This is a genomic window from Rhodoferax sp. (assembly GCF_028714215.1).
Lineage (GTDB): Bacteria > Pseudomonadota > Gammaproteobacteria > Burkholderiales > Burkholderiaceae_C > Rhodoferax.
Window position 1 is genome coordinate 1 of the sequence record NZ_JAQTMS010000030.1, and the last position, 20,965, is coordinate 20,965.

General features: G+C 59.4%; 20 protein-coding genes, 3 tRNA genes and 1 pseudogene. 13 read left to right on the forward strand and 11 right to left on the reverse strand.

The features are described 5' to 3' along the window. Positions 1-347 (reverse strand): annotated as a pseudogene (locus PHS32_RS14300) (superoxide dismutase [Fe]); the annotation flags it as partial. 50 nt (positions 348-397) lie between these two features. After that, positions 398-1,741: an exodeoxyribonuclease VII large subunit gene (xseA, locus tag PHS32_RS14305; RefSeq protein ID WP_301079687.1), complete on the reverse strand. Its 1,344-nt coding sequence runs from the start codon at positions 1,739-1,741 to the stop codon at positions 398-400. 439 nt (positions 1,742-2,180) lie between these two features. Here xseA and PHS32_RS14310 point away from each other — a divergent pair, with 439 nt between their 5' ends. The 6 genes from PHS32_RS14310 to adk all read left to right on the forward strand — a co-directional run bounded on the left by PHS32_RS14310 (position 2,181) and on the right by adk (position 6,043). Continuing rightward, the gene (locus PHS32_RS14310; RefSeq protein WP_301079688.1) at positions 2,181-2,810 is read left to right on the forward strand and encodes a MotA/TolQ/ExbB proton channel family protein; all 630 of its coding nucleotides are present in this window, start codon (positions 2,181-2,183) and stop codon (positions 2,808-2,810) included. Positions 2,811-2,822: 12 nt separating this feature from the next. Further along, a complete protein-coding gene (locus PHS32_RS14315) occupies positions 2,823-3,251 on the forward strand; it encodes a biopolymer transporter ExbD (protein ID WP_301079689.1) in 429 nt (142 codons plus the stop codon). A 3-nt stretch (positions 3,252-3,254) separates the two neighbouring features. Next, complete coding sequence (gene lpxK / locus PHS32_RS14320) at positions 3,255-4,313, forward strand: tetraacyldisaccharide 4'-kinase (RefSeq protein WP_301079690.1); 1,059 nt, start codon at positions 3,255-3,257, stop codon at positions 4,311-4,313. Next, complete coding sequence (locus PHS32_RS14325; protein ID WP_301079691.1) at positions 4,294-4,476, forward strand: Trm112 family protein; 183 nt, start codon at positions 4,294-4,296, stop codon at positions 4,474-4,476. The genes lpxK and PHS32_RS14325 overlap by 20 nt, the downstream gene beginning before the upstream one ends. After that, entirely contained in the window at positions 4,473-5,228 is a 756-nt protein-coding gene (kdsB, locus tag PHS32_RS14330) for a 3-deoxy-manno-octulosonate cytidylyltransferase (RefSeq protein ID WP_301079692.1), read from the forward strand. The genes PHS32_RS14325 and kdsB overlap by 4 nt, the downstream gene beginning before the upstream one ends. 158 nt (positions 5,229-5,386) lie before the next feature. Further along, positions 5,387-6,043, forward strand: coding sequence for an adenylate kinase (gene adk / locus PHS32_RS14335; protein ID WP_301079693.1), 657 nt, complete (start codon positions 5,387-5,389; stop codon positions 6,041-6,043). 19 nt (positions 6,044-6,062) lie between these two features. Here the strand turns inward: adk and asnS are convergent, their stop codons facing one another. Further along, positions 6,063-7,463 carry an asparagine--tRNA ligase gene (asnS, locus tag PHS32_RS14340; protein ID WP_301079694.1) on the reverse strand — a complete coding sequence of 467 codons (1,401 nt, stop codon included), beginning with the start codon at positions 7,461-7,463 and terminating at the stop codon, positions 6,063-6,065. 218 nt (positions 7,464-7,681) lie between these two features. Between asnS and lexA the strand changes: the two genes are divergently transcribed. From lexA to PHS32_RS14355, 3 genes are all read left to right on the forward strand, one after another. Next, complete coding sequence (lexA, locus tag PHS32_RS14345; protein WP_301079696.1) at positions 7,682-8,356, forward strand: transcriptional repressor LexA; 675 nt, start codon at positions 7,682-7,684, stop codon at positions 8,354-8,356. A 33-nt stretch (positions 8,357-8,389) separates the two neighbouring features. After that, entirely contained in the window at positions 8,390-8,716 is a 327-nt protein-coding gene (locus tag PHS32_RS14350) for a hypothetical protein (protein WP_301079697.1), read from the forward strand. A gap of 61 nt (positions 8,717-8,777) precedes the next feature. Continuing rightward, positions 8,778-9,785 (forward strand): D-2-hydroxyacid dehydrogenase family protein, encoded by a 1,008-nt coding sequence (locus PHS32_RS14355; protein WP_301079698.1) that lies wholly within the window; start codon positions 8,778-8,780, stop codon positions 9,783-9,785. Positions 9,786-9,797: 12 nt separating this feature from the next. Here PHS32_RS14355 and PHS32_RS14360 read toward each other — a convergent pair whose 3' ends face one another. After that, positions 9,798-10,460 (reverse strand): glutathione S-transferase, encoded by a 663-nt coding sequence (locus PHS32_RS14360; protein WP_301079744.1) that lies wholly within the window; start codon positions 10,458-10,460, stop codon positions 9,798-9,800. A 120-nt stretch (positions 10,461-10,580) separates the two neighbouring features. On the opposite strand from PHS32_RS14360, the gene PHS32_RS14365 reads away from it, so the two are divergent. From PHS32_RS14365 to PHS32_RS14380, 4 genes are all read left to right on the forward strand, one after another. Next, entirely contained in the window at positions 10,581-12,101 is a 1,521-nt protein-coding gene (locus PHS32_RS14365; RefSeq protein ID WP_301079699.1) for a 3-hydroxyacyl-CoA dehydrogenase, read from the forward strand. 144 nt (positions 12,102-12,245) lie between these two features. Next, positions 12,246-12,965: a Crp/Fnr family transcriptional regulator gene (locus PHS32_RS14370; RefSeq protein ID WP_301079700.1), complete on the forward strand. Its 720-nt coding sequence runs from the start codon at positions 12,246-12,248 to the stop codon at positions 12,963-12,965. Positions 12,966-12,987: 22 nt separating this feature from the next. Beyond that, complete coding sequence (locus PHS32_RS14375) at positions 12,988-14,073, forward strand: phosphotransferase family protein (protein WP_301079702.1); 1,086 nt, start codon at positions 12,988-12,990, stop codon at positions 14,071-14,073. 31 nt (positions 14,074-14,104) lie between these two features. Further along, entirely contained in the window at positions 14,105-15,355 is a 1,251-nt protein-coding gene (locus PHS32_RS14380) for an acyl-CoA dehydrogenase family protein (protein ID WP_301079703.1), read from the forward strand. A gap of 57 nt (positions 15,356-15,412) precedes the next feature. Here the strand turns inward: PHS32_RS14380 and PHS32_RS14385 are convergent, their stop codons facing one another. The 7 genes from PHS32_RS14385 to clpP all read right to left on the reverse strand — a co-directional run bounded on the left by PHS32_RS14385 (position 15,413) and on the right by clpP (position 20,846). Beyond that, positions 15,413-16,048: a DUF6806 family protein gene (locus PHS32_RS14385; RefSeq protein ID WP_301079704.1), complete on the reverse strand. Its 636-nt coding sequence runs from the start codon at positions 16,046-16,048 to the stop codon at positions 15,413-15,415. 15 nt (positions 16,049-16,063) lie between these two features. Next, positions 16,064-16,155, reverse strand: a tRNA-Leu gene (locus PHS32_RS14390). A gap of 15 nt (positions 16,156-16,170) precedes the next feature. Next, positions 16,171-16,244 (reverse strand) — tRNA-Cys (locus tag PHS32_RS14395). Between the two features lie 47 nt (positions 16,245-16,291). Beyond that, a tRNA-Gly gene (locus PHS32_RS14400) sits at positions 16,292-16,367 on the reverse strand. 76 nt (positions 16,368-16,443) lie between these two features. After that, the gene (gene lon, locus PHS32_RS14405) at positions 16,444-18,885 is read right to left on the reverse strand and encodes an endopeptidase La (protein ID WP_301079705.1); all 2,442 of its coding nucleotides are present in this window, start codon (positions 18,883-18,885) and stop codon (positions 16,444-16,446) included. A 69-nt stretch (positions 18,886-18,954) separates the two neighbouring features. Next, positions 18,955-20,220, reverse strand: coding sequence for an ATP-dependent Clp protease ATP-binding subunit ClpX (gene clpX / locus PHS32_RS14410; protein WP_301079706.1), 1,266 nt, complete (start codon positions 20,218-20,220; stop codon positions 18,955-18,957). Between the two features lie 5 nt (positions 20,221-20,225). Continuing rightward, complete coding sequence (gene clpP, locus PHS32_RS14415; RefSeq protein ID WP_301079707.1) at positions 20,226-20,846, reverse strand: ATP-dependent Clp endopeptidase proteolytic subunit ClpP; 621 nt, start codon at positions 20,844-20,846, stop codon at positions 20,226-20,228. Between the last annotated feature and the right edge of the window lie 119 nt (positions 20,847-20,965).

Sequence of the window (20,965 nt, forward strand, 5' to 3'; positions counted from 1 at the left end):
ACGGCGGACTTGACGAATGCTTCCTTGAACGCCGCATAGGAACCCCACTTGGCATTGATGGCCGCAGCCAGCGCACCTGAGGGTTCGCCACCGCCTTGCGGTTTCATGCAGTTCCAGAAAAAGGTGGGATTCCAGATCTGGGCCGCGTTGTTATAGATGCCGCCACTGGACTTCTTGACAATGTCTTCCAGCGCCATGTTCTCAAAATCGGTCCCTTTTTGCAGATTGTTGAGGTTCACCACATAGGCGTTGTGGTGCTTGCCATGGTGGTACTCAAGCGTTTCCTTGGAATAGTGCGGCGCCAGGGCGTCAAGCGCAAAAGGCAGTGCAGGCAGTGTATGTTCCATGAGATCCTCGTTGGTCGGTTGGTTGAGATGGGCGATTGTAGAAACTTTGCCTACTTTGGGTTGGATACCGTCAAATCAAGCTCACCGTCAGCAAGGGTAGCCCGCAACGGCTGACCGCCCCGGACCTGCCGCACGCTGTTGATGGTGTCGCCGTCACGGTTGCGCAGCCAGGCATAGCCACGCTGCAACACCAGTGTCGGGTCCAGCAGACCCAGGCGCAAGGAGGCGCGCTGCAAGCGCTCGTCGGCGTGACTCAGACCGCGCCCCATGGCGTCTGGCAGAGAGTCCTGCAAGCGTTGTAATTCCTGCTGTCTTTGTTTCAATAGCTGCAAGGTAAAAAGGTGCAGCCGCTGCGCATTGGAGGACAGTTGCAAACGCTGCCGACCGACCAGCGCGGACGGTCGCCCCAACCGGGAAGCCGTCAAATCGAGCTGCTGACTCCGTTGGTCGATGTGTCGGTAGGCCGCGTCCCGCAGACGCTGCGCCAGCCCCTCGACGGCACCCAGCCAGACCTCGCGCGGCTGCGCCACCAGCTCGGCTGCGGCAGTCGGAGTGGGAGCCCGCAGGTCGGCGGCAAAATCAGCCAGGGTGAAATCGGTTTCGTGTCCGACACCACAAACAATGGGGACCGGGCTTTGCGTCAGGCTGCGCACCAGTTGCTCGTCATTGAAAGCCCACAAATCCTCCATGGAGCCGCCACCGCGCACCAGCAGGATGACGTCAATGATCGGAGCTGACAGGCTTGGCGCGCCTTGCCCCTGCGCGGTGAAATCGACGGCAAGACGTCCTTGCGGCGTCAGCCGGTATAAATTCGACAGCGCCTGGATCAACTCGGCCGGCGCATTGGCCCCTTGAACCAGGGCCGGTGCGACCACCACCGGGATATGCGGTGCGCGCCGTTGCAGGGCACTGGTCACATCGTGCAGCGCTGCCGCACCCAGCGAAGTCACCACACCTATGCCACGCGGCAACACCGGCAGCGAGCGTTTTCTGGCAACGTCGAACAGCCCTTGCGCCTCGAGCTTGGCTTTGAGCTTGAGGAACTGCTCAAACAATGCGCCCTGTCCGGCCCGGCTCATGCTCTCCACTATCAGTTGCAGATCGCCCCGCGGCTCGTAAATCCCCAAGCGGCCGCGCAACTCAACCAGTTCGCCGTCGCGCGGTGAAAAATCCAGCAAACTGGCGGCCCGGCGAAACATCGCACACCGAACCTGGGCGCTTTCGTCCTTCAGGGAAAAATAACAGTGACCACTGGACGCGCGGGAGAAGCCGGACAACTCGCCACGTACCACGACCGGGTTGAATCTTGCTTCCAGCGCGTCCGCAACAGCGCGGCACAACGCGCCGACCTGCCAGATTCTTGGCGCCGATGGAGGTGAAATGATTTCAGGCATTGATCTGCAAAAGGGTCTTGGCAAACCCCCAATCGGTTAAGGACAGAGCTTGCTCATCCGGTGTGACTGCGGTTTGTCCGACAAGGTTTTGAGTTGATGGTCGGGGTCTGTCACGGGAAGTTACAAAAATGAGTGTTCCACTGCAAGTTCCATTGTCGGGGCCTTGGGTAAAACCCCTTGGGGAACCCTATTTTTATGTTGTAAGTCATTGATTTCATTTGATTTTTAACCGCCCAATTTGTCATCAATGTGTCACAAGCCACAGCCCATGCGGCTTGGCGGCACTTCGCCGCCTGGTTCTTCACAAAGTTATCCACAGATTTTGTGGGTGGCCACGAACCGACGACAAGACCTGAACTGCCGCGGCAACTCTCCATGTCTCAAAATGCCGGAGCCTGGGACATAATCGCGTGGCCCCTCATCTGCGCGGAGATTTCATTTGCTTTCAATCATACAAGCCGCCGGCTGGCCGATCTGGCCATTGATTGCCTGCTCTGTCCTGGCTTTGGCGCTGGTCATTGAACGCTTTATCAGCCTCAAGACCTCCAAGGTGGCCCCCCCCAAATTGCTGGAAGAGGTGTTGATCGTCTCTCGTACCACGGTGCCTACGCCGGACATGGTCGTCCAACTGGCTCAAAATTCCGCCTTGGGCGAGGTGCTGGCCAGCGGCTTGCGCGCGCTCAACAGCAACCCGCGCTGTAGTGAGGCCGACCTTCGCTCCGCCATGGAAGGAACCGGCCGCCTGGTCGCGCACCGGCTGGAGCGTTACCTGAGCACCCTGGCCACCATCGCCTCGGCCGCGCCGCTGATGGGCCTGTTTGGCACCGTGATCGGCATGATCGAGATTTTTGGCTCCCAGACTCCATCCGGCGTTGCCACCGGTGGCAACCCGGCACAACTGGCGCATGGCATCTCGGTGGCTCTGTACAACACGGCTTTCGGTTTGATTGTGGCCATTCCGTCGCTGATTTTCTGGCGCTACTTCCGGGCTCGACTGGACGCCTATCTGCTGGTCCTGGAACTCGCCTCCGAACGCTTGGCGCGCCATCTCAATACCCTGCGCAGGTAAAGAACAAGAATCATGAATTTCCGCCCCCGAGTTCGCGAGGAGCCCGAAATCAACCTGATTCCGTTCATCGACGTATTGCTGGTGGTGCTGATTTTCTTGATGTTGTCCACCAGCTACAACAAATTCACCGAACTACAGCTCAAACTGCCGGTGGCGGATGCCGAGGTACAACGCGACTACACCAGGGAAATCATGGTCAGCGTCGGCAGCGATGGCTCCTACGCGGTCAACAAAATGCCGCTGCCTGAGCGCAGCGCCGATGCCCTCGCGGCGGCCCTGCTGGAAGGCGCCAAAGCGGGCCGGGAGACGGTCTTGATCATCAACGCCGACGCCAGTGCCAGGCACCAGGCGGTGGTCACCGTGATGGAAGCGGCCCGGCGTGCCGGCCTGACGCAAATCACTTTCACCACCCAGTCGTCGGCCCAGGCCAGGACCCGGTAAGCCATGATCGGAGCAGCGCAACAGTCAGCGTTGCAGCGCGTGTTGACCGGCGCCTGGACACACCGGGGCGCGCTGGCCTGGCTGCTCTGGCCGGTCGCGCTGATGTTTGGTGCGCTGGCGGCACTGCGGCGCGGCTTGTACCGCGTCGGCTGGTGCCGGACCGGACGCGTGCCGGTGCCGGTGATCGTGGTCGGCAATGTAGTGGCGGGCGGTTCCGGCAAAACCCCTGTCGTCATTGCCCTGGTGCGCCACCTGCAGTCCGCCGGCCTGCGGGTGGGCGTGATCTCGCGCGGCTACGGTCGGCGTACCAGGGACTGCCGGGAAGTCCTTTCAAGCAGCCCCATTTCGGAGGTCGGGGATGAACCGGCGCTGATCAAACGCAACACCTCGGCCGCCGTTTTTGTGGCGCCGCGTCGCCTGGCCGCGGCCAGATCGTTGCTGCGACTCTATCCTGACACCGACGTCATCGTCTGCGACGATGGCCTGCAACACCTGGGCCTGGGGCGCGACCTGGAGATTTGCGTGTTTGACGACCGTGGCATCGGGAATGGCTTTTTGCTGCCGGCCGGGCCCTTGCGCGAGCCCTGGCCGCGCGCCGTCGATCTGGTGCTGCACACCGGGGTGCGGCCGGCTTTTGCCGGTTTCAGCGCGCAACGTACCTTGGCCCGGCAGGCCCAGCGTGCCGACGGCAGCCAGGTCGCCTTGACCGATCTGATGCGCGCTGGCAGCAAGCCCTTGCTGGCGGTAGCTGCCATCGCCAAGCCGGATGATTTTTTCGCCATGCTACGCGCTCAGGGCTTGAAGTTGGCCGGCACCATGGCACTGCCGGATCACTTTTCTTTTGCCGCCTGGTCGCCCGACGACTACCGCGGCCACACCGTTATTTGCACTGAAAAAGATGCCGTCAAGCTGTGGCACAAGCAACCGGATGCGCTGGCAATACCGCTGCTGTTCACGCCTGAACCGGCGTTCCTGACCAAGTTCGACTCCCTGTTGTCCGTTTTACTGGCCGCCCAACCGAAGCCGACGCTATCATCACGCCATGGACACACGATTACTTGAACTGCTGGTTTGCCCGGTCACCAAAGGCCCCCTGGAATACGACCGCGAAAAGCAGGAATTGACCTCCCGCAGCGCGCGCCTGGCCTACCCGGTGCGCGACGGCATACCGATCCTGCTCGAAAATGAGGCGCGCACCCTGACGGACGAGGAACTCGGACTTTGAATTTCACGGTTCTGATTCCGGCCCGTCTGGCATCGACCCGCCTGCCCAACAAGCCGCTGGCCGACATCGGCGGCGCTCCGATGGTGGTGCGCGTGGCGCAGCGGGTCAGGTCAATCTCCTGTCCCGGTGGCTTCGTCCGGGTGGTTGTTGCGGCCGACAGCCCGGCCATCGTCAAGGCCTGTCAGGAGCACAACATAGAGGCTTTGCTGACCGGCACCGACCATCCTTCGGGCAGCGACCGTCTGGCGGAGGCCTGTCAGTTGCTGGGTCTTGAGGACGACCAGATCGTGGTCAACGTGCAGGGCGACGAGCCCTTGATTGATCCGGCATTGGTGGACGCGGTCGCGCAACTGCTGGCCCGGCGACCTGAAGCCAGCATGAGCACGGCGGCCCATGCCATCGAGACTCTGGCCGACTTCCACAACCCCAACGTGGTCAAGGTGGTGCTCGATGGCGGTGCCATGGCGCTCTACTTCAGTCGCGCGCCGATTCCGCTTTGGCGTGATCGACCCGACGCCCTGCCCAGCCCGGCGCCGTTGCGTCACATCGGCATTTACGGCTACCGGGTCGGCTTTTTGCGCCAGTTCCCCAAGCTGGCGCAAGCGCCCCTCGAAATCACGGAAGCGCTGGAGCAATTGCGCGCCCTGTGGCATGGCCACCGCATTGCGGTCCACATCACGGCGCACACACCCGGCCCCGGGGTCGACACGCCTGAAGACCTGGAACGGGTGCGCCAACTATTCAAGTCCTGAGCGGCGGCCGTGAGAACTTGTCCCAGAGCAATAGGTGGCCAAATTCCAGGTCGGCGAGCAACGGCGGCATGCTATTCTTCACTGTAGCCAAGCATTGCGGCCTGCCCCGGAACAAGCACGGTGATGCTGCCTGATAGTCATTTATTCGAAGGACATCCATGAAACTTATTTTGTTGGGCGCACCCGGCGCTGGCAAGGGCACACAAGCGACCTTTATCTGCCAAAAATACGGCATACCGCAAATTTCTACCGGCGACATGCTGCGCGCCGCGGTCAAGGCCGGCACGGCGTTGGGCATTGAAGCCAAGAAGGTCATGGATTCAGGTGGCCTGGTCAGCGACCAGTTGATCATCGACCTGGTGAAAGAACGCATTGCCCAGAACGACTGCGCCGGCGGCTTCCTGTTTGACGGGTTCCCGCGCACCATTCCGCAGGCCGACGCCATGAAAGCAGCGGGCGTGAAACTCGATTACGTGCTGGAGATAGCCGTGCCGTTTGAGGCCATCGTCGAGCGCATGAGCGGCCGGCGCTCGCACGCCCCCTCGGGTCGTACCTACCACGTCAAATTCAACCCACCGAAAGTCGCGGGTGTCGACGACATCACCGGTGAAGCCCTGATTCAGCGCGATGACGATAAGGAGGAAACCGTCAAGAAACGCCTGGCGGTGTACAGCGCCCAGACGCGCCCACTGGTGGACTACTACGCCAACTGGGCCAAAGCGGAGCCCAGCGCGGCACCCAAGTACCGGGCCATCGACGGTACCGGCAGCGTCGACGAAATCAGGGCCAAGGCACTCGCCGCATTAGCCGCTTGACCTTGCCTGGGCGCCAGGTTCAATAGCGGGCGCTGCCTGGCGTGCGCGGAAACGGGATCACATCGCGCACATTGGAAAGACCGGTGGCATAAGCAACGGTGCGCTCGAAGCCCAGTCCAAATCCGGCGTGGGGAACGCTGCCGTAGCGACGCAAGTCGCGATACCAGGCGTAGGCGTTCTTGTCCAGGCCGGTCGCCTCCAGGCGCGCATCCAGCACATCCAGCCGCTCCTCGCGCTGGCTGCCGCCAATGATCTCACCGATGCCGGGCGCCAGCACATCCATCGCCGCCACGGTCTTCCCGTCGTCGCTTAGCCGCATGTAAAAGGCCTTGATTTCCTTCGGATAATTCATCAGCACCACCGGACCACCCACATGTTTCTCGGCGAGGTAGCGTTCATGCTCGCTTTGCAGGTCGATGCCCCATTTCACCGGGTACTCGAATGGATGCCCGGAATTTTCCAGAATCCTGACCGCCTCGGTGTAGTCCATGCGCACGAACTCGCGCTCGACGATGCCCTGCAGCTTGGCGATCACGCCCTTCTCGATCCGGTCCTCGAAGAAGGCCATGTCATCAGGCCGTTCGGTCAGCACAGCCTTGAAGATGTACTTGAGCAGAGCCTGCGCCAAATCGGCGTTGGCCGACAGATTGGCAAAGGCGATTTCCGGCTCCACCATCCAGAATTCGGCCAGGTGGCGGCTGGTGTTGGAGTTTTCCGCGCGGAACGTGGGGCCAAAGGTGTAGACCTTGGACAAGGCCATGCAATAGGTCTCGACATTGAGTTGCCCGGAGACGGTCAGGAAGGCCTCACGCCCGAAGAAGTCCTGCGAAAAGTCCACCTTTCCATCGGCCGTGCGCGGTGGATTGAGCGCGTCCAGCGTCGACACGCGGAACAGTTCTCCAGCGCCTTCGGCATCGGAGGCGGTGATGATGGGCGTGTTGACCCAGAGAAATTCGTTCTCGCTGAAAAACCGGTGAATCGCCATGGCCAAGGTGTGCCGTACACGCGCGCTGGCGCCAATCACGTTGGTGCGCGGGCGCAAGTGCGCCACCTCGCGCAGGAACTCCATGCTGTGCGGCTTGGGCTGAATGGGATAGGTGTCCGGATCGTCGACCCAGCCCACGACCCTGAGTTCCGTTGCATGCATCTCAAAAGCCTGGCCTGCGTTGGGCGAGGACACAATCATTCCCTCCGCCTCCACGGCACAACCCGCGGTGAGCTTCTGGATTTCGCTGGCGTAATTGGCAAGTGCTGCCGGTGCCACGACCTGTACCGGATGGAAGCAGGAACCATCGGAAACCTGAACAAAAGACAAGCCCGCCTTGGAGTCGCGTCGGGTGCGAACCCAGCCACGGACGATGACGGGGGTATCAGAGGGTGCGCGTCCAGCAAGGATGGCGTGGCAGGATAACGAAATCATCTGGATGCCCGGCAAGTGAAAGTGCCCGATTTTAATGCCTCGCCTCCGGCCGCCGATCCGGCTTGACCGTCACGGGTCGCGCAAACAAGCCACTTTTTAGTCCGTATCGCACGCAACGCTTGCATATTTCCAAAAACTGGTTAAAAATACAGTTACTGGATATCAACACAGCGTGTACAAACCCACAGCAAGACCCACCCAAACCCCAAGGAGTCGCCATGCTTGAAAGCCCCAAACTGACCGCCCGCCAGCAACAGATTCTGGATCTCATCCAGAGCGCCATTGCCCGCACCGGTGCACCGCCGACGCGGGCCGAGATCGCCACCGAATTGGGTTTCAAGTCAGCCAATGCGGCGGAAGAGCACTTGCAAGCCTTGGCGCGCAAAGGCGTCATCGAACTGATCAGTGGCACCTCGCGCGGCATCCGCCTCAAAAGCGACGCCTTGCGCTCCATCAATGAATCCCGCAACAAGCAGTACTCTTTCCAGTTGCCCAGCTTGGCCCAATTGGCCTTGCCCCTGATTGGGCGGGTCGCAGCCGGCTCGCCGATTCTGGCGCAGGAGCACATCGACCAAACCTATTACCTGGAAAGCAGTCTGTTCCAGCGCAAGCCCGACTATCTGCTCAAGGTGCGCGGCATGTCGATGCGTGACGCTGGCATCATGGATGGCGACCTGCTGGCAGTGCAGTCCACCAAAGACGCCAAAAACGGGCAGATTGTGGTGGCCCGCTTGGGCGATGAAGTGACCGTCAAGCGTTTCCGGCGTAACAAGAACCTGATAGAACTGCACCCCGAAAACCCCGACTACCAAACCATAGTGGTCGAGCCCGGCGAGCCGTTTGAAATTGAAGGACTCGCGGTTGGCCTGATCCGCAACACCATGTTGATGTAGGCCCGGTTACTGGCACCGATTGAAAGATTTCAAATGAGTACTGCACTAACTGTTGTTCCCGGAGTATTGGCACCACTGCACGGTTTGTGGCGCTGGCTGATGCCCAACGCGGCGCTTGGACCGGCCCGGCCAGGCAGCGACCGGGGCGCTTGCCAGGTTCCGCTATCGGCAATAACTGACACCACCTACTGCTCCAAGGTTGAGCGGCAAAATTCCCTGAAAAACTCAGCCCACAAGCCTCTGCGCATCGTGCGTATCCTGGAGGCGGGCCAGGCCCCCGCCAACGTCGGACGCATGGTGATCTCAGGCCGCATGGCCGATGTCTGCGCCGAGTTGGATCGGCTGGCCGCCCTGCACTGAGTCGGCATTCCCGCTAGCGTCTGTGGCCGACAGACGAAATGCCAAGGCACAATAAGGACTTATGAATATTGTGATTCTTGACGATTACCAGGATGCGGTCCGAAAGCTCAACTGCGCGACCAAACTGGAACCCTATCAGGCCAAGGTTTACACCAACACGGTCAAGGGGCTGGGGCAGTTGTCATTTCGGCTCAAGGATGCCGACATCATTGTGTTGAACCGGGAACGCACTCACTTACCGCGCCAGTTGATCGAAAAGCTACCCAAACTCAAGCTGGTTGTGCAAACCGGGCGCGTCGGCGAGCACATCGACATCACCGCCTGCACCGAACGCGGCATTGCCGTGGCCGACGGGGCCGGTTCACCGGTAGCACCGGCCGAACTCACCTGGGCGCTGATCATGGCCGCCATGCGCCGCCTGCCCCAGTACATTGGCAATCTCAAGCATGGCGCTTGGCAACAATCGGGTTTCAAGGCTGGCTCCATGCCGGTCAATTTTGGCTTGGGAACTATTCTCAAGGGCAAGACACTGGGTATTTGGGGTTACGGAAGAATCGGCCAGTTGCTGGCCGGCTACGGCAGAGCCTTCGGCATGAACGTGCTGATCTGGGGGCGTGCACCGTCACGCGAGAGAGCCATTCTGGACGGGTTTGCCGCCGCACCCAGCCGCGAAGAATTTTTTTCTCAATGCGATGTACTCTCGCTGCATCTTCGACTGGCGGACGAAACCCGCGGCATTGTCAAGCTCGACGATCTGGCGCGCATGAAACCGACCGCGCTGCTGGTCAACACTTCACGCGCCGAATTGGTAGAGCCCGACGCCTTGATCGGGGCCCTCAACCGGGGTCGGCCCGGCATGGCCGCCGTCGACGTCTTTGAGACGGAACCGATTCTGCAGGGTCACGCTCTGTTGCGCATTGAAAACTGCATTTGCACGCCCCACATCGGCTATGTCGAGCAGGACAGTTATGAAATGTATTTTGGCGCTGCTTTCGACAACGTCATCAACTTCATCAAGGGTACCCCGACCAACATCGTCAATCCCGGTGCTTTGCAGGTCCGCCGCTGAATCCGGCCTGACTTATTTTTTGGCCAAATCTGCTGCCAACATCAGATCCGTATTGGCTTTGCGGTCAGCCTCGACTTTTTGCACTGCGGCACGCTGACCCAGCAGGCGCAGGTAATCCTTCAGCGGCAGGGTTGCCAGCAAGTCCTCACCGTAAATCTGCTTGCTGACAATCCTCATCAGGGGTAGATGAGCGATAGCGGCACAGTCGGCCAGGGTAAATTGGGCTCCGGCGATGAACGGCTCAAACCTGGCCAGTTTGGCGAAAGCGGCAACGCCCTTGATCAGCAACTTGCGCGTGCGCTCCTTGTTGCCGTCACTGACCCTGCCGCCAAAAAAAGCCTCCGGGTAGAGTTCCCTGGCGACCAATTCAAGGTGCAGCTCACTGTAGATGATGAGTTCGCGCACCTTCGCCGCAGCAAAAGGATCGGCAGGCAGCAATGAGTTTTGCGGATAGACCGCTTCGATGTATTCGGCACAGGCCATCGATTCCGAGATGGGGCCGTCCGGAGTATCCAGAAATGGCACCTTGCCCAGTGGCGATCGGTCCACCAGTGTGGCGTGATTGTTGCCAGTCCAGACCAGTTCCTCCTCGAAGGCAACTTCTTTTTCCAGCAACTGAAGTTTGATTTTGTTGTAGTAATTACTGGCTGCGAAACCGCATAGCTTGATCGTCATGGCAGTTGAAATAGTAGTTGAAGCCCCATGCCGGTGACGCACGCAGACAAGGGCCAAGTTCATTGTGTCACAAGCGCAACCCATCACCTATGTCCTGCGTGTCACGTCATAATTGGTCGCATGAAACCAATTTTTTCACACGTCGGCATCGTCGGCGTCGGCGCCATGGGGCGTGGCATCGCCCAGATTGCCGCACAAGCCGGTAGCACGGTATTGCTGTTCGATCTGCAAGCCGAGACAGCGCGGGTGGCACAAACCTCGGTCTTCTCCCAATGGGACAGGCTTTGCGAAAAAGGTCGCCTGGACGCCGCTCAAACTGCCTTGTACAAATCCCGCCTGCACTGTGCCGACTCGCTGGCCGCGCTGTCCGGCAGTGACCTGATCGTGGAGGCCATCGTTGAACGGCTGGATGTCAAGGCCAGTTTGTTCGCGGAACTCGAAGCCCTGGTCGCCCCGAGCACCGTCCTGGTGACCAATACCTCGTCCCTTTCGGTCACTGCGATCGCGGCAAGACTGAAGCGTCCGCAGCAGTTTGCCGGCTTTCACTTCTTCAACCCGGTGCCCCTGATGAAGGTAGTGGAGGTCGTCGCCGGCCTCAAGACCGGCGCCAGCGTCTGCGCCGATCTGACCGCTTATGCCCGGCAAATGGGCCACACGCCGGTACTGGCACAAGACACACCCGGTTTTATTGTCAATCACGCCGGCCGCGGCTATGGCACCGAAGCGCTACGGGTCGTCAGCGAAGGGGTCGCCGATTTCGCCACCATTGACCGGATTTTGAAAGACCAGATTGGCTTCAAACTAGGCCCTTTTGAGTTGATGGACCTGACCGCGTTGGACGTGTCACACCCGGTGATGGAATCGATTTACCACCAGTACTTCGAAGAACCACGCTACCGGCCCAGCGTCATCACCGCCCAGCGACTGGCCGGCGGCGTGGTCGGAAAAAAAGTGGGTGAAGGTTTTTACCGTTACGACAAAGGCGTCGCGCAGACCGAACCCGAGCCAGCCGCACCGTCGGTCGATCAGATGCCGCCGGTATGGGTCTCACCGCGCGCCGCGCGGCGCGCCGATCTGCTCTTGCTGCTGAAGAATCTGGGGGCCAGGATTGAGACCGGTGCCACGCCCTCAGCCCAAGCCCTGACCTTGGTAGCGCCCTTGGGCTTCGACATCACCACGGTGGCCGTGGTGGAACGACTGGACCCGGCTCGCACCATCGGCATTGACATGCTGGTTGACGACGCTGTCAGCAAGCGGCGCGTGCTGGCCACCAACCCTGCCACCCGCCTCGACATGCGTAATGCCGCCCACGCCCTGATGGCCCGCGACGGCAAGGCGGTCAGCGTGATTCGGGACAGCGGCGGGTTTGTAAGCCAACGGGTGGTGGCCACCATCGTCAACATTGCCTGCGACATCTGCCAGCAAGGCATCTGCTCGCCGGCTGACCTTGAAACCGCAGTGACGCTGGGTTTGGGCTACCCCCTAGGGCCGCTGGCCATGGGCAATCTTTATGGCCCGACCAACATCCTCGAAGTGCTGTTCAACATGCAAACGGTCTATGGCGACCCGCGCTACCGTCCCAGCCCCTGGCTACGCCGGCGCGGCGCCATCGGCCTGAGCCTGCTGCACCAAGAAGCCTGAAACATTGCGGGACAGCCCGCAGTTACGCGAAGCGAACAAGCGCTGTCCGCCACTGTTCAAAGACACGCAGGCGACAAGCCTTAAGTGCCAGGATCGTCACCAGCGCGACAATGGAGGTGTTTTCAGTCACCCAAAAGACAGGCCATGGACGACCCTATTCTTACCATCGAGGAACGCGAGGCGATCAACTCCGGTCGCTGGTTTTCAACCCTCTCACCCTCACTGCGGCACGATATTCTGCGATGCGCCTACGTCAAACGTTACAAGGATGGCGAACTCATCACTGCCCGCGGCGAGCAGCCACAGGAGTGGATTGCCTGCGCCCGTGGTGCCGTGCGGGTCAGCTCGACTTCTATCTCGGGCAAGCAAATTACCCTGACCTATGTCGAGCCGGGGATCTGGTTCGGCGATGTCGCCATCTTCGACGGCGACCGGCGCACGCACGATGCCTATGCCCACGGCGACAGCACGATTCTGTGCGTGGCCAAAGCCGATTTCAAGAAGATTCTGGCGCTGCATACCGAACTCTACGAAGCGCTCTTGCGCCTGCACGCGCGGCGCATCCGGCAACTCTACGGCCTGGTGGAAGACCTCAATACGCTGCCGCTGCGAGCGCGTCTGGCCAAGCAATTGCTGCATCTGGTGCGCAGCTATGGCGTGCCCTCTCTGAGCGACGGGCGCGAGATGCGCATCGGTTTGCAATTGGCCCAGGAAGAGTTGGCGCAGTTGCTGGGTGCTTCGCGCCAGCGCGTCAATCAGGAACTCAAATCGATGGAACGCGAGGAAGCGATTCGGATCGAACCGGGTGGTCTGGTGATTCGCAACCGCGAAGCCTTGATGCGCATTATTGAAGCCGACAACTAACCCTCTGAAGAAGCACAGCACGATGAGCGACTTTGATCATTTCACGGGCACCCGTCCGGTCTCGGAAAACCAGGCCTTTGATGTGGGAGCCCTGTCCGCCTGGCTGACGCAAAACCTGGACGGTTTCTGTGGCCCCGTTACCGTGGAATCGTTCAAAGGCGGTCAGTCCAACCCTACTTACAAACTGAGCACGCCGACGCAAAGTTATGTCATGCGCGCCAAGCCAGGCCCGGTCGCCAAATTACTGCCTTCCGCACACGCCATTGAGCGCGAATTTGCCGTCATGAGCGGTTTGTACGGCACCGATGTTCCGGTACCCCGCATGCACTGCCTGTGCGAGGACGAAGCTGTCATTGGCCGCGCCTTCTACGTCATGGAATTCATGCCAGGACGCATTCTGTGGGACCAGACCTTGCCCGGCATGAGCACCCAGCAACGCGGCGAAATCTACGACGAAATGAACCGCGTCATCGCCGCCCTGCACACCGTCAAATTCGCCGAACGCGGGCTGGCCGGCTACGGCAAACCTGGCAATTATTTTGAACGCCAGATCGGCCGCTGGAGCAAACAGTACGTCGCCTCGATCACGCAGCCGATTGTCGAGATGGACCATCTGATGGCCTGGCTGCCGCAGCACATTCCGGCCATGGCCAGAGCCGAAAATATGGTCAGCATCGTGCATGGCGACTACCGGCTGGACAACCTGATGTTTCACCCGACCGAGCCGCGCATCGTGGCGGTGCTGGACTGGGAACTGTCGACACTGGGCCATCCGCTGGCCGACTTCAGCTACCACTGCATGGCCTGGCATATTCCGCCCGGCTCCTTCCGCGGCATCGGCGGGCTCGACGTGGCCAGCCTGGGTATTCCGACCGAAGACGACTACATCCACCGCTATTGCGAACGCACCGGGCTCACGACGCCGGAGGCGCTCAAGGCCGACTGGAATTTCTACATGGCCTACAACCTGTTTCGCATTGCCGCCATCCTGCAAGGCATCGCCAAACGGGTGGAGGCTGGCACCGCTGCCAGCGCCCAAGCCGTCAGCTCGGCCGCTGGCGCCAGACCGCTGGCCCAGATGGCCTGGAAATTCGCCCAACAAAGCTAACCCAATTTCAACTGACATCAACGGAGATCCCATGGACTTTGACTACTCACCCAAAACAAAAGAGCTGCAAGGCAAGTTGCAAGCGTTCATGAACGAGTACATCTACCCGTCTGAAGGTGCTTACCACGCCGAAATTGCGGCCAATACGGCAGCCGGCAAGCGCTGGACGCCGCTGCAAACCATTGAAAACCTCAAGCCAAAGGCGCAGGCCGCCGGCCTGTGGAACCTGTTTCTGCCGGTCGACAGCGCCGCCGCTTCGGGCTACAACGGCGCCGGCCTGACCAATCAGGAGTACGCGCCTCTGGCTGAAATCATGGGCCACGTGATGTGGTCCAGCGAGGTCTTCAACTGTTCGGCGCCCGACACCGGCAACATGGAAACCATCGCCCGCTATGGCTCGGAAGAAAACAAGGCGCGCTGGCTCAAGCCCCTGCTGGAAGGCAAAATCCGGTCCTCTTTTGCCATGACCGAACCCGAGGTCGCATCCAGCGATGCCACCAACATCCAGACCCGCATCGAGCGTCAGGGCGACGACTACGTCATCAACGGCCGCAAGTGGTGGACCTCCGGTGCCGGCGACCCGCGTTGCGCGGTCTACATCACGATGGGAAAAACCAACCCCGAGGCAGCGCGTCATTCGCAGCAAAGCATGGTGCTGGTGCCGGCCAACACGCCCGGCATCACGGTGGTGCGCGCGCTCAACGTGATGGGTTACGACGACGCGCCGCACGGCCACATGGAAGTGCTGTTTGAAAACGTGCGGGTGCCGGTGACCAATATCCTGCTGGGCGAAGGCCGTGGCTTCGAGATCGCGCAAGGGCGCCTTGGGCCGGGACGCATTCACCACTGCATGCGCCTGATTGGTCTGGCTGAACGGGCGCTGGAGTTGATGTGCAAACGCGCCTCCCTGCGGGTCGCCTTTGGCAAGCCCATCGCGGCGCAGACCGTGACCCAGGAACGGATCGCCGAAGCCCGCTGCAAAATCGACATGGCGCGTCTGCTGACACTCAAAGCGGCCTGGATGATGGACGTTGCCGGCAACAAATTCGCCAAGAACGAGATCGCCATGATCAAGGTGGTGGCGCCCAGCATGGCTTGCCAGGTGATCGATTGGGCGATGCAGGCGCATGGCGGCGGCGGCATGTGCGACGATTTTCCGCTCGCCTACAGCTATGCCAATGCGCGCACCCTGCGCTTTGCCGATGGTCCGGATGAAGTACACCGGAACTCCATCGCCAAAATGGAATTGGGCAAGTACGCGGTCAACACCAAACCGGCCTGAAACTCTCTTGCTGCCGTTGCCCGACCGAACCCCGCACCGGCAGCATTACAGGACGAGTTAATGCAAATGGCGCGGCTTGCGTCCGCCGCCATGGCCCAAGCCACCGTGGCCGCCACCCGAGCCACGCGGCGGCTTGCCAAGCTGCAACGAATTCACCAGGTCATCGAAGCGCTGGCCGAACAGTTTATCGATTTCAGCCACCACGCCACCCAGTTCGGCACCGTCAAAATGGCGCTCCATCAGGTTGACAACGTCCTGGACCAGCAAATCGCGCTGGACTTGCATGATGGCTGCGGGGTCTGGCCCGACAAAGAGCATGACGAAATCATCGCGTGACTGCGCGTCCGACTCCTCTTCGTCCTCATCGTCAAATTCGGTGTCGTAAAAAGTGACTTCAATGGCGGCGCCGGTTTGCGCCAACTCATTGAGGTTCATGCACATCTCATCAAGCGTTTGGCGAAAATCGTCATCGCCCTCAATGGTCCAGCACATTTGCAACAGGTGTTCCTGCGGATCAAACTTGATGCCCGGTTCGTCCTCGTAGGAACTGTCGGCTGCATCCGCCAAAGAACGCGCACCGGCGTACTTCCAGAGAGGCTTGAGAGCGTCTTGCAGCTGTGCAAAGACAACCTCGGCACGCAGAATCACCTGGCCATGAACATGAATCTCTAGGGGGCGGTTATAGCTTGACATGGAACGCTAGTGTACTGGTGCCCGAGACCGGAATCGAACCGGTACGCCCCATTTCTGGAAGCGGCGGATTTTAAGTCCGATGTGTCTACCAATTTCACCACTCGGGCGCAGGTCAAAATTAGTGGAGGCGCGACCCAGAGTCGAACTGGGCTCCACGGATTTGCAATCCGTTGCATAACCGATTTGCTATCGCGCCAATTTTTCTGACAAAAAAGGGAAGCCTGGGCTTCCCTTTTTGGAATTTGGAGCGGGAAAAGAGTCTCGAACTCTCGACCTCAACCTTGGCAAGGTTGCGCTCTACCAACTGAGCTATTCCCGCGTTTCAAGCCATAAATTATAGCGCATTTTTTCTCATCACTGCGCACCGCTGCAAAAAGTTCAAGCGGCAATCCCGTCTAGTGCTTGACCGACCCGACCGGTTCGGGCGCAGCCACCGAAACCGCTGCGCCAGCAGCCAACGCCGGCTCTTCCTCCGGCAAGGGCGTTGGCGCTCTTTCCAGGGCAATTTCTAGCACCTTGTCGATCCAGCGCACCGGCACGATCTCAAGACCGTTTTTCACGTTCGCCGGGATGTCCTGCAGGTCCTTGGCATTTTCCTCCGGGATCAACACCGTCTTGATGCCACCGCGCAAGGCTGCCAGCAGTTTTTCCTTCAAGCCACCAATTGCCGTCACCTCGCCGCGCAAGGTAATTTCACCGGTCATGGCGACATCACTGCGCACCGGAATACCCGTCATGGCAGAAACAAAAGCGGTGGTCATTGCGGCTCCGGCGCTCGGTCCGTCCTTGGGCGTGGCGCCATCCGGTACGTGGATATGAATATCCTTCTTTTCGAAAAACTCGTCCTTGATACCCAGGCGCCGCGAGCGGCTGCGCACCACTGTGCGGGCGGCCTCAACCGACTCTTTCATCACATCGCCCAATGACCCGGTGCGCGCGATAACGCCTTTGCCAGGCATCATGGCGGCCTCAATCGTGAGCAGATCGCCGCCGACCTCGGTCCAGGCCAGACCGACCACCTGCCCGACCTGATTTTGCTGCTCGGCACGCCCATAGTTGAACTTCCGAACACCCAGAAAATCGTTCAAATTGTCGGCCGTCACTCTGACCTGCGGCGTCATCTTCCCAAGTTGCAGGCCTTTCACCACTTTGCGGCAAATTTTGGAGAGTTCGCGTTCCAGCGAACGCACACCGGCTTCACGGGTGTAGTAGCGAACAATGTCGCGCACCGCCTCATCGGCGATTTTCAACTCTTCTTCCTTGACGCCATTGTTCTTGAGTTGCTTGGGCAGCAAAAACTTGATGGCGATATTTGTTTTTTCGTCTTCCGTGTAACCCGACAGGCGAATCACTTCCATGCGGTCCAGCAACGCCGGCGGAATGTTCATGGAGTTCGAAGTGGCCACAAACATGACATCGCTCAAATCAAAGTCAACCTCGACGTAGTGGTCGCCAAACTTGTGATTTTGCTCAGGGTCCAGCACCTCCAGCAGCGCGCTCGACGGATCGCCCCGGAAGTCCGTTCCCAGCTTGTCTATTTCATCGAGCAGAAACAGCGGATTGCGCGTTCCAATCTTGGACAGGCTTTGCAGCACCTTGCCAGGCATGGCCCCGATGTAGGTGCGCCGGTGACCGCGAATCTCGGCCTCATCACGCATACCGCCCAAGGCCATGCGCACATACTTGCGCCCGGTCGCCTTGGCAATCGATTGCCCGAGCGAGGTTTTTCCGACACCCGGAGGCCCGACCAGGCACAGGATCGGTGCCTTCACCTTGTCGACCCGTTGTTGCACCGCAAGATACTCAAGAATCCGGTCTTTCACCTTGTCGAGGCCATAGTGGTCTTCGTTAAGGACTTTTTCAGCATTGCCCAGGTCGTGCTTGATCTTGGTCTTGCCGACCCAGGGTAAACCGGTCAACACATCGATGTAATTGCGCACCACCGTCGCTTCGGCCGACATGGGTGACATGAGTTTGAGTTTCTTGAGCTCGCCCTCAGCCTTTCTCAGTGCTTCCTTGGGCATCTTGGCGGACTTGATTCTCTTCTCGATCTCGTCGATATCGGCGCCGTCTTCTCCTTCACCAAGCTCTTTCTGAATCGCCTTGACCTGTTCATTCAAGTAGAAATCACGCTGGTTTTTTTCCATCTGCCGTTTGACACGACCACGGATTTTTTTGTCCACGTTCAGGATGTCAACTTCACGTTCAATCTGCTCAAACAGGTTCTCAAGGCGCTCCTTGACGCCCGCAAGGTCCAGCACCGCCTGCTTGTTGTCAAGCTTCAAGGGCAGATGCGCGGCAATCGTGTCGGCCAGACGTCCAGCGTCATCGATACTGGAAATGGAGGTCAGAATTTCAGGCGGGATCTTCTTGTTGAGCTTGACGTACTGTTCAAACTGCTGCATCACAGCACGGCGCAAAGCCTCGATTTCACTGGCCTTGGTACGTGACTTTGGCTCCGCCTCGACGACTGCTTCAACCGGCGTGACATTGGCCAGGAAATGCAATTCACCGTCTTCGATCCGGTTGACGCGGGCGCGCTGCTGTCCTTCAACCAGCACCTTGACCGTGCCGTCAGGCAGTTTCAGCATTTGCAGGATGGTCGAGATACAACCGACATCAAACATGTCGGTCACCAGCGGATCGTCCTTGGCGGCAGCTTTTTGCGCCACCAGCATGATGCGACGCTCGGACTCCATGGCCGCTTCCAGGGCCTTGATGCTCTTCGGTCTACCGACAAAAAGCGGAATCACCATGTGCGGAAAAACAACCACATCGCGCAGTGGCAGCAGTGGCAAATCGAGGGCAGTGGCAGGTAATTGGGTATGGCTGGACATGGAGGAAACCTTTTCGTTACCTGTTGAATATGGATCAGCAACGCCGATTTTCAAGCCGCACGGGCAAAATCAGGCCTTGCGGGCGGCCTCACGGTAAACCAGCAGCGGTGGCTTGTTCTCTTCGATGGTGGACTCGTCAACCACAACCTTATCAACGTTGGTGGTATTGGGCAGCTCGTACATGGTATCGATCAGAGCCTGCTCCAGGATCGAGCGCAAGCCACGCGCTCCGGTCTTTCGGGCCAGCGCTTTTTTGGCAATGGCCTTCAGGGCCGAGGGACGAATTTCGAGATCCACGCCTTCCATCGCCAGCAGCTTGGCGTACTGCTTGACCAGTGCATTCTTGGGTTCGGTCAATATCTGCACCAGCGCTTCTTCAGTCAGCTCAGCCAAGGTCGCCACCACCGGCATGCGGCCCACCAGTTCAGGAATCAGGCCGAACTTGATCAAGTCTTCCGGCTCCACGTCCTTGAAGACCTGGGTCAGGCTGCGCTGCGCCTTGCTTTTGACCGACGCCCCAAACCCAATGCCGGAAGATTGGGTACGGTTGTCAATCACTTTTTCGAGTCCGAAAAATGCGCCGCCACAAATGAACAGGATGTTGGTGGTATCGATCTGGACAAAATCCTGATTCGGGTGTTTGCGCCCCCCTTGCGGCGGCACGCTGGCCATGGTGCCTTCAATCAGCTTGAGCAGCGCCTGTTGCACCCCCTCGCCCGAGACATCGCGTGTGATCGAGGGGTTGTCGGACTTGCGGGAAATCTTGTCAATCTCGTCGATGTAGACAATGCCACGCTGAGCCCGTTCGACCTCGTAATTGCAGCTCTGCAGCAGCTTGAGCACGATGTTTTCAACGTCCTCGCCAACGTAACCGGCCTCCGTCAGGGTCGTCGCATCGGCCATCACAAAGGGCACGTCCAACATGCGCGCCAAAGTCTGCGCCAGCAGCGTCTTGCCGGAGCCGGTCGGACCGATCAGCAATATATTGCTTTTGGCCAACTCGACGTCATCTTTTTTGGCTTTTTCCTTGTGCCTCAAGCGCTTGTAATGGTTGTAAACCGCCACCGCCAAAGTACGTTTGGCCGGCTCCTGACCGATCACGTAATTGTCCAGATTGGCCTTGATCTCGGCCGGGGTCGGCAATTCTCCGCCTGAGCTGCGCGCCTCGGTACTGCCCGGCAATTCATCACGAATGATTTCGTTGCAAAGTTCAATGCATTCATCGCAGACAAATACCGATGGGCCGGCAATCAGTTTTTTAACCTCATGCTGGCTCTTGCCGCAGAAAGAGCAATAAAGGGTTTTCTCGCCCGAAGAACCTTTTTTTTCAGCCATGTGAACTACGCCCGTTTCGAGATAACCTTGTCGATCAGACCATATTCCTTGCACTCATCGGCAGACATGTAATAGTCACGCTCGGTGTCGCGCTCAATGCGCTCCAGCGGCTGGCCAGTACGTTCAGCCAGAATTCTATTGAGCTGTTCGCGCGTCTTCAATATCTCACGGGCCTGAATCTCGATCTCGGTCGCCTGGCCTTGACTGCCGCCCGACGGCTGGTGAATCATGACCTTGGAATTGGGCAGCGAGAAGCGCTTGCCCTTGGCCCCGGCCGCCAACAAGAAGGCTCCCATGCTGGCCGCCATGCCGGTGCACAGGGTGGAAACGTCAGGCTTGATGAAATTCATGGTATCAAAAATCGCCATGCCAGCGCTGACCGAGCCACCGGGAGAGTTGATGTAAAAAGAAATATCCTTGTCCGGATTGTCACTCTCCAAAAACAACAACTGCGCCACCACCAGGTTCGCCACGTGGTCGTTGACCGGACCGACCAGAAAAATCACCCGCTCTTTCAGCAGGCGCGAGTAGATATCGTAAGACCGCTCACCGCGACCTGACTGCTCAATCACCATCGGGACCATGCCCAGGCCTTGCGTTTCCATTGCACCAAATCGCTCGTTCATGTTTTCTCCTAATCAATTGAGGACAGAGCCGGCCCGCCGTGTGAAGCAGCGGCCTGTCCCGCAAGGTCTCAGTTTAGTTGAGAACAGAACTGCCTCGCTGCGCCTAGCTGGGGTCTGCC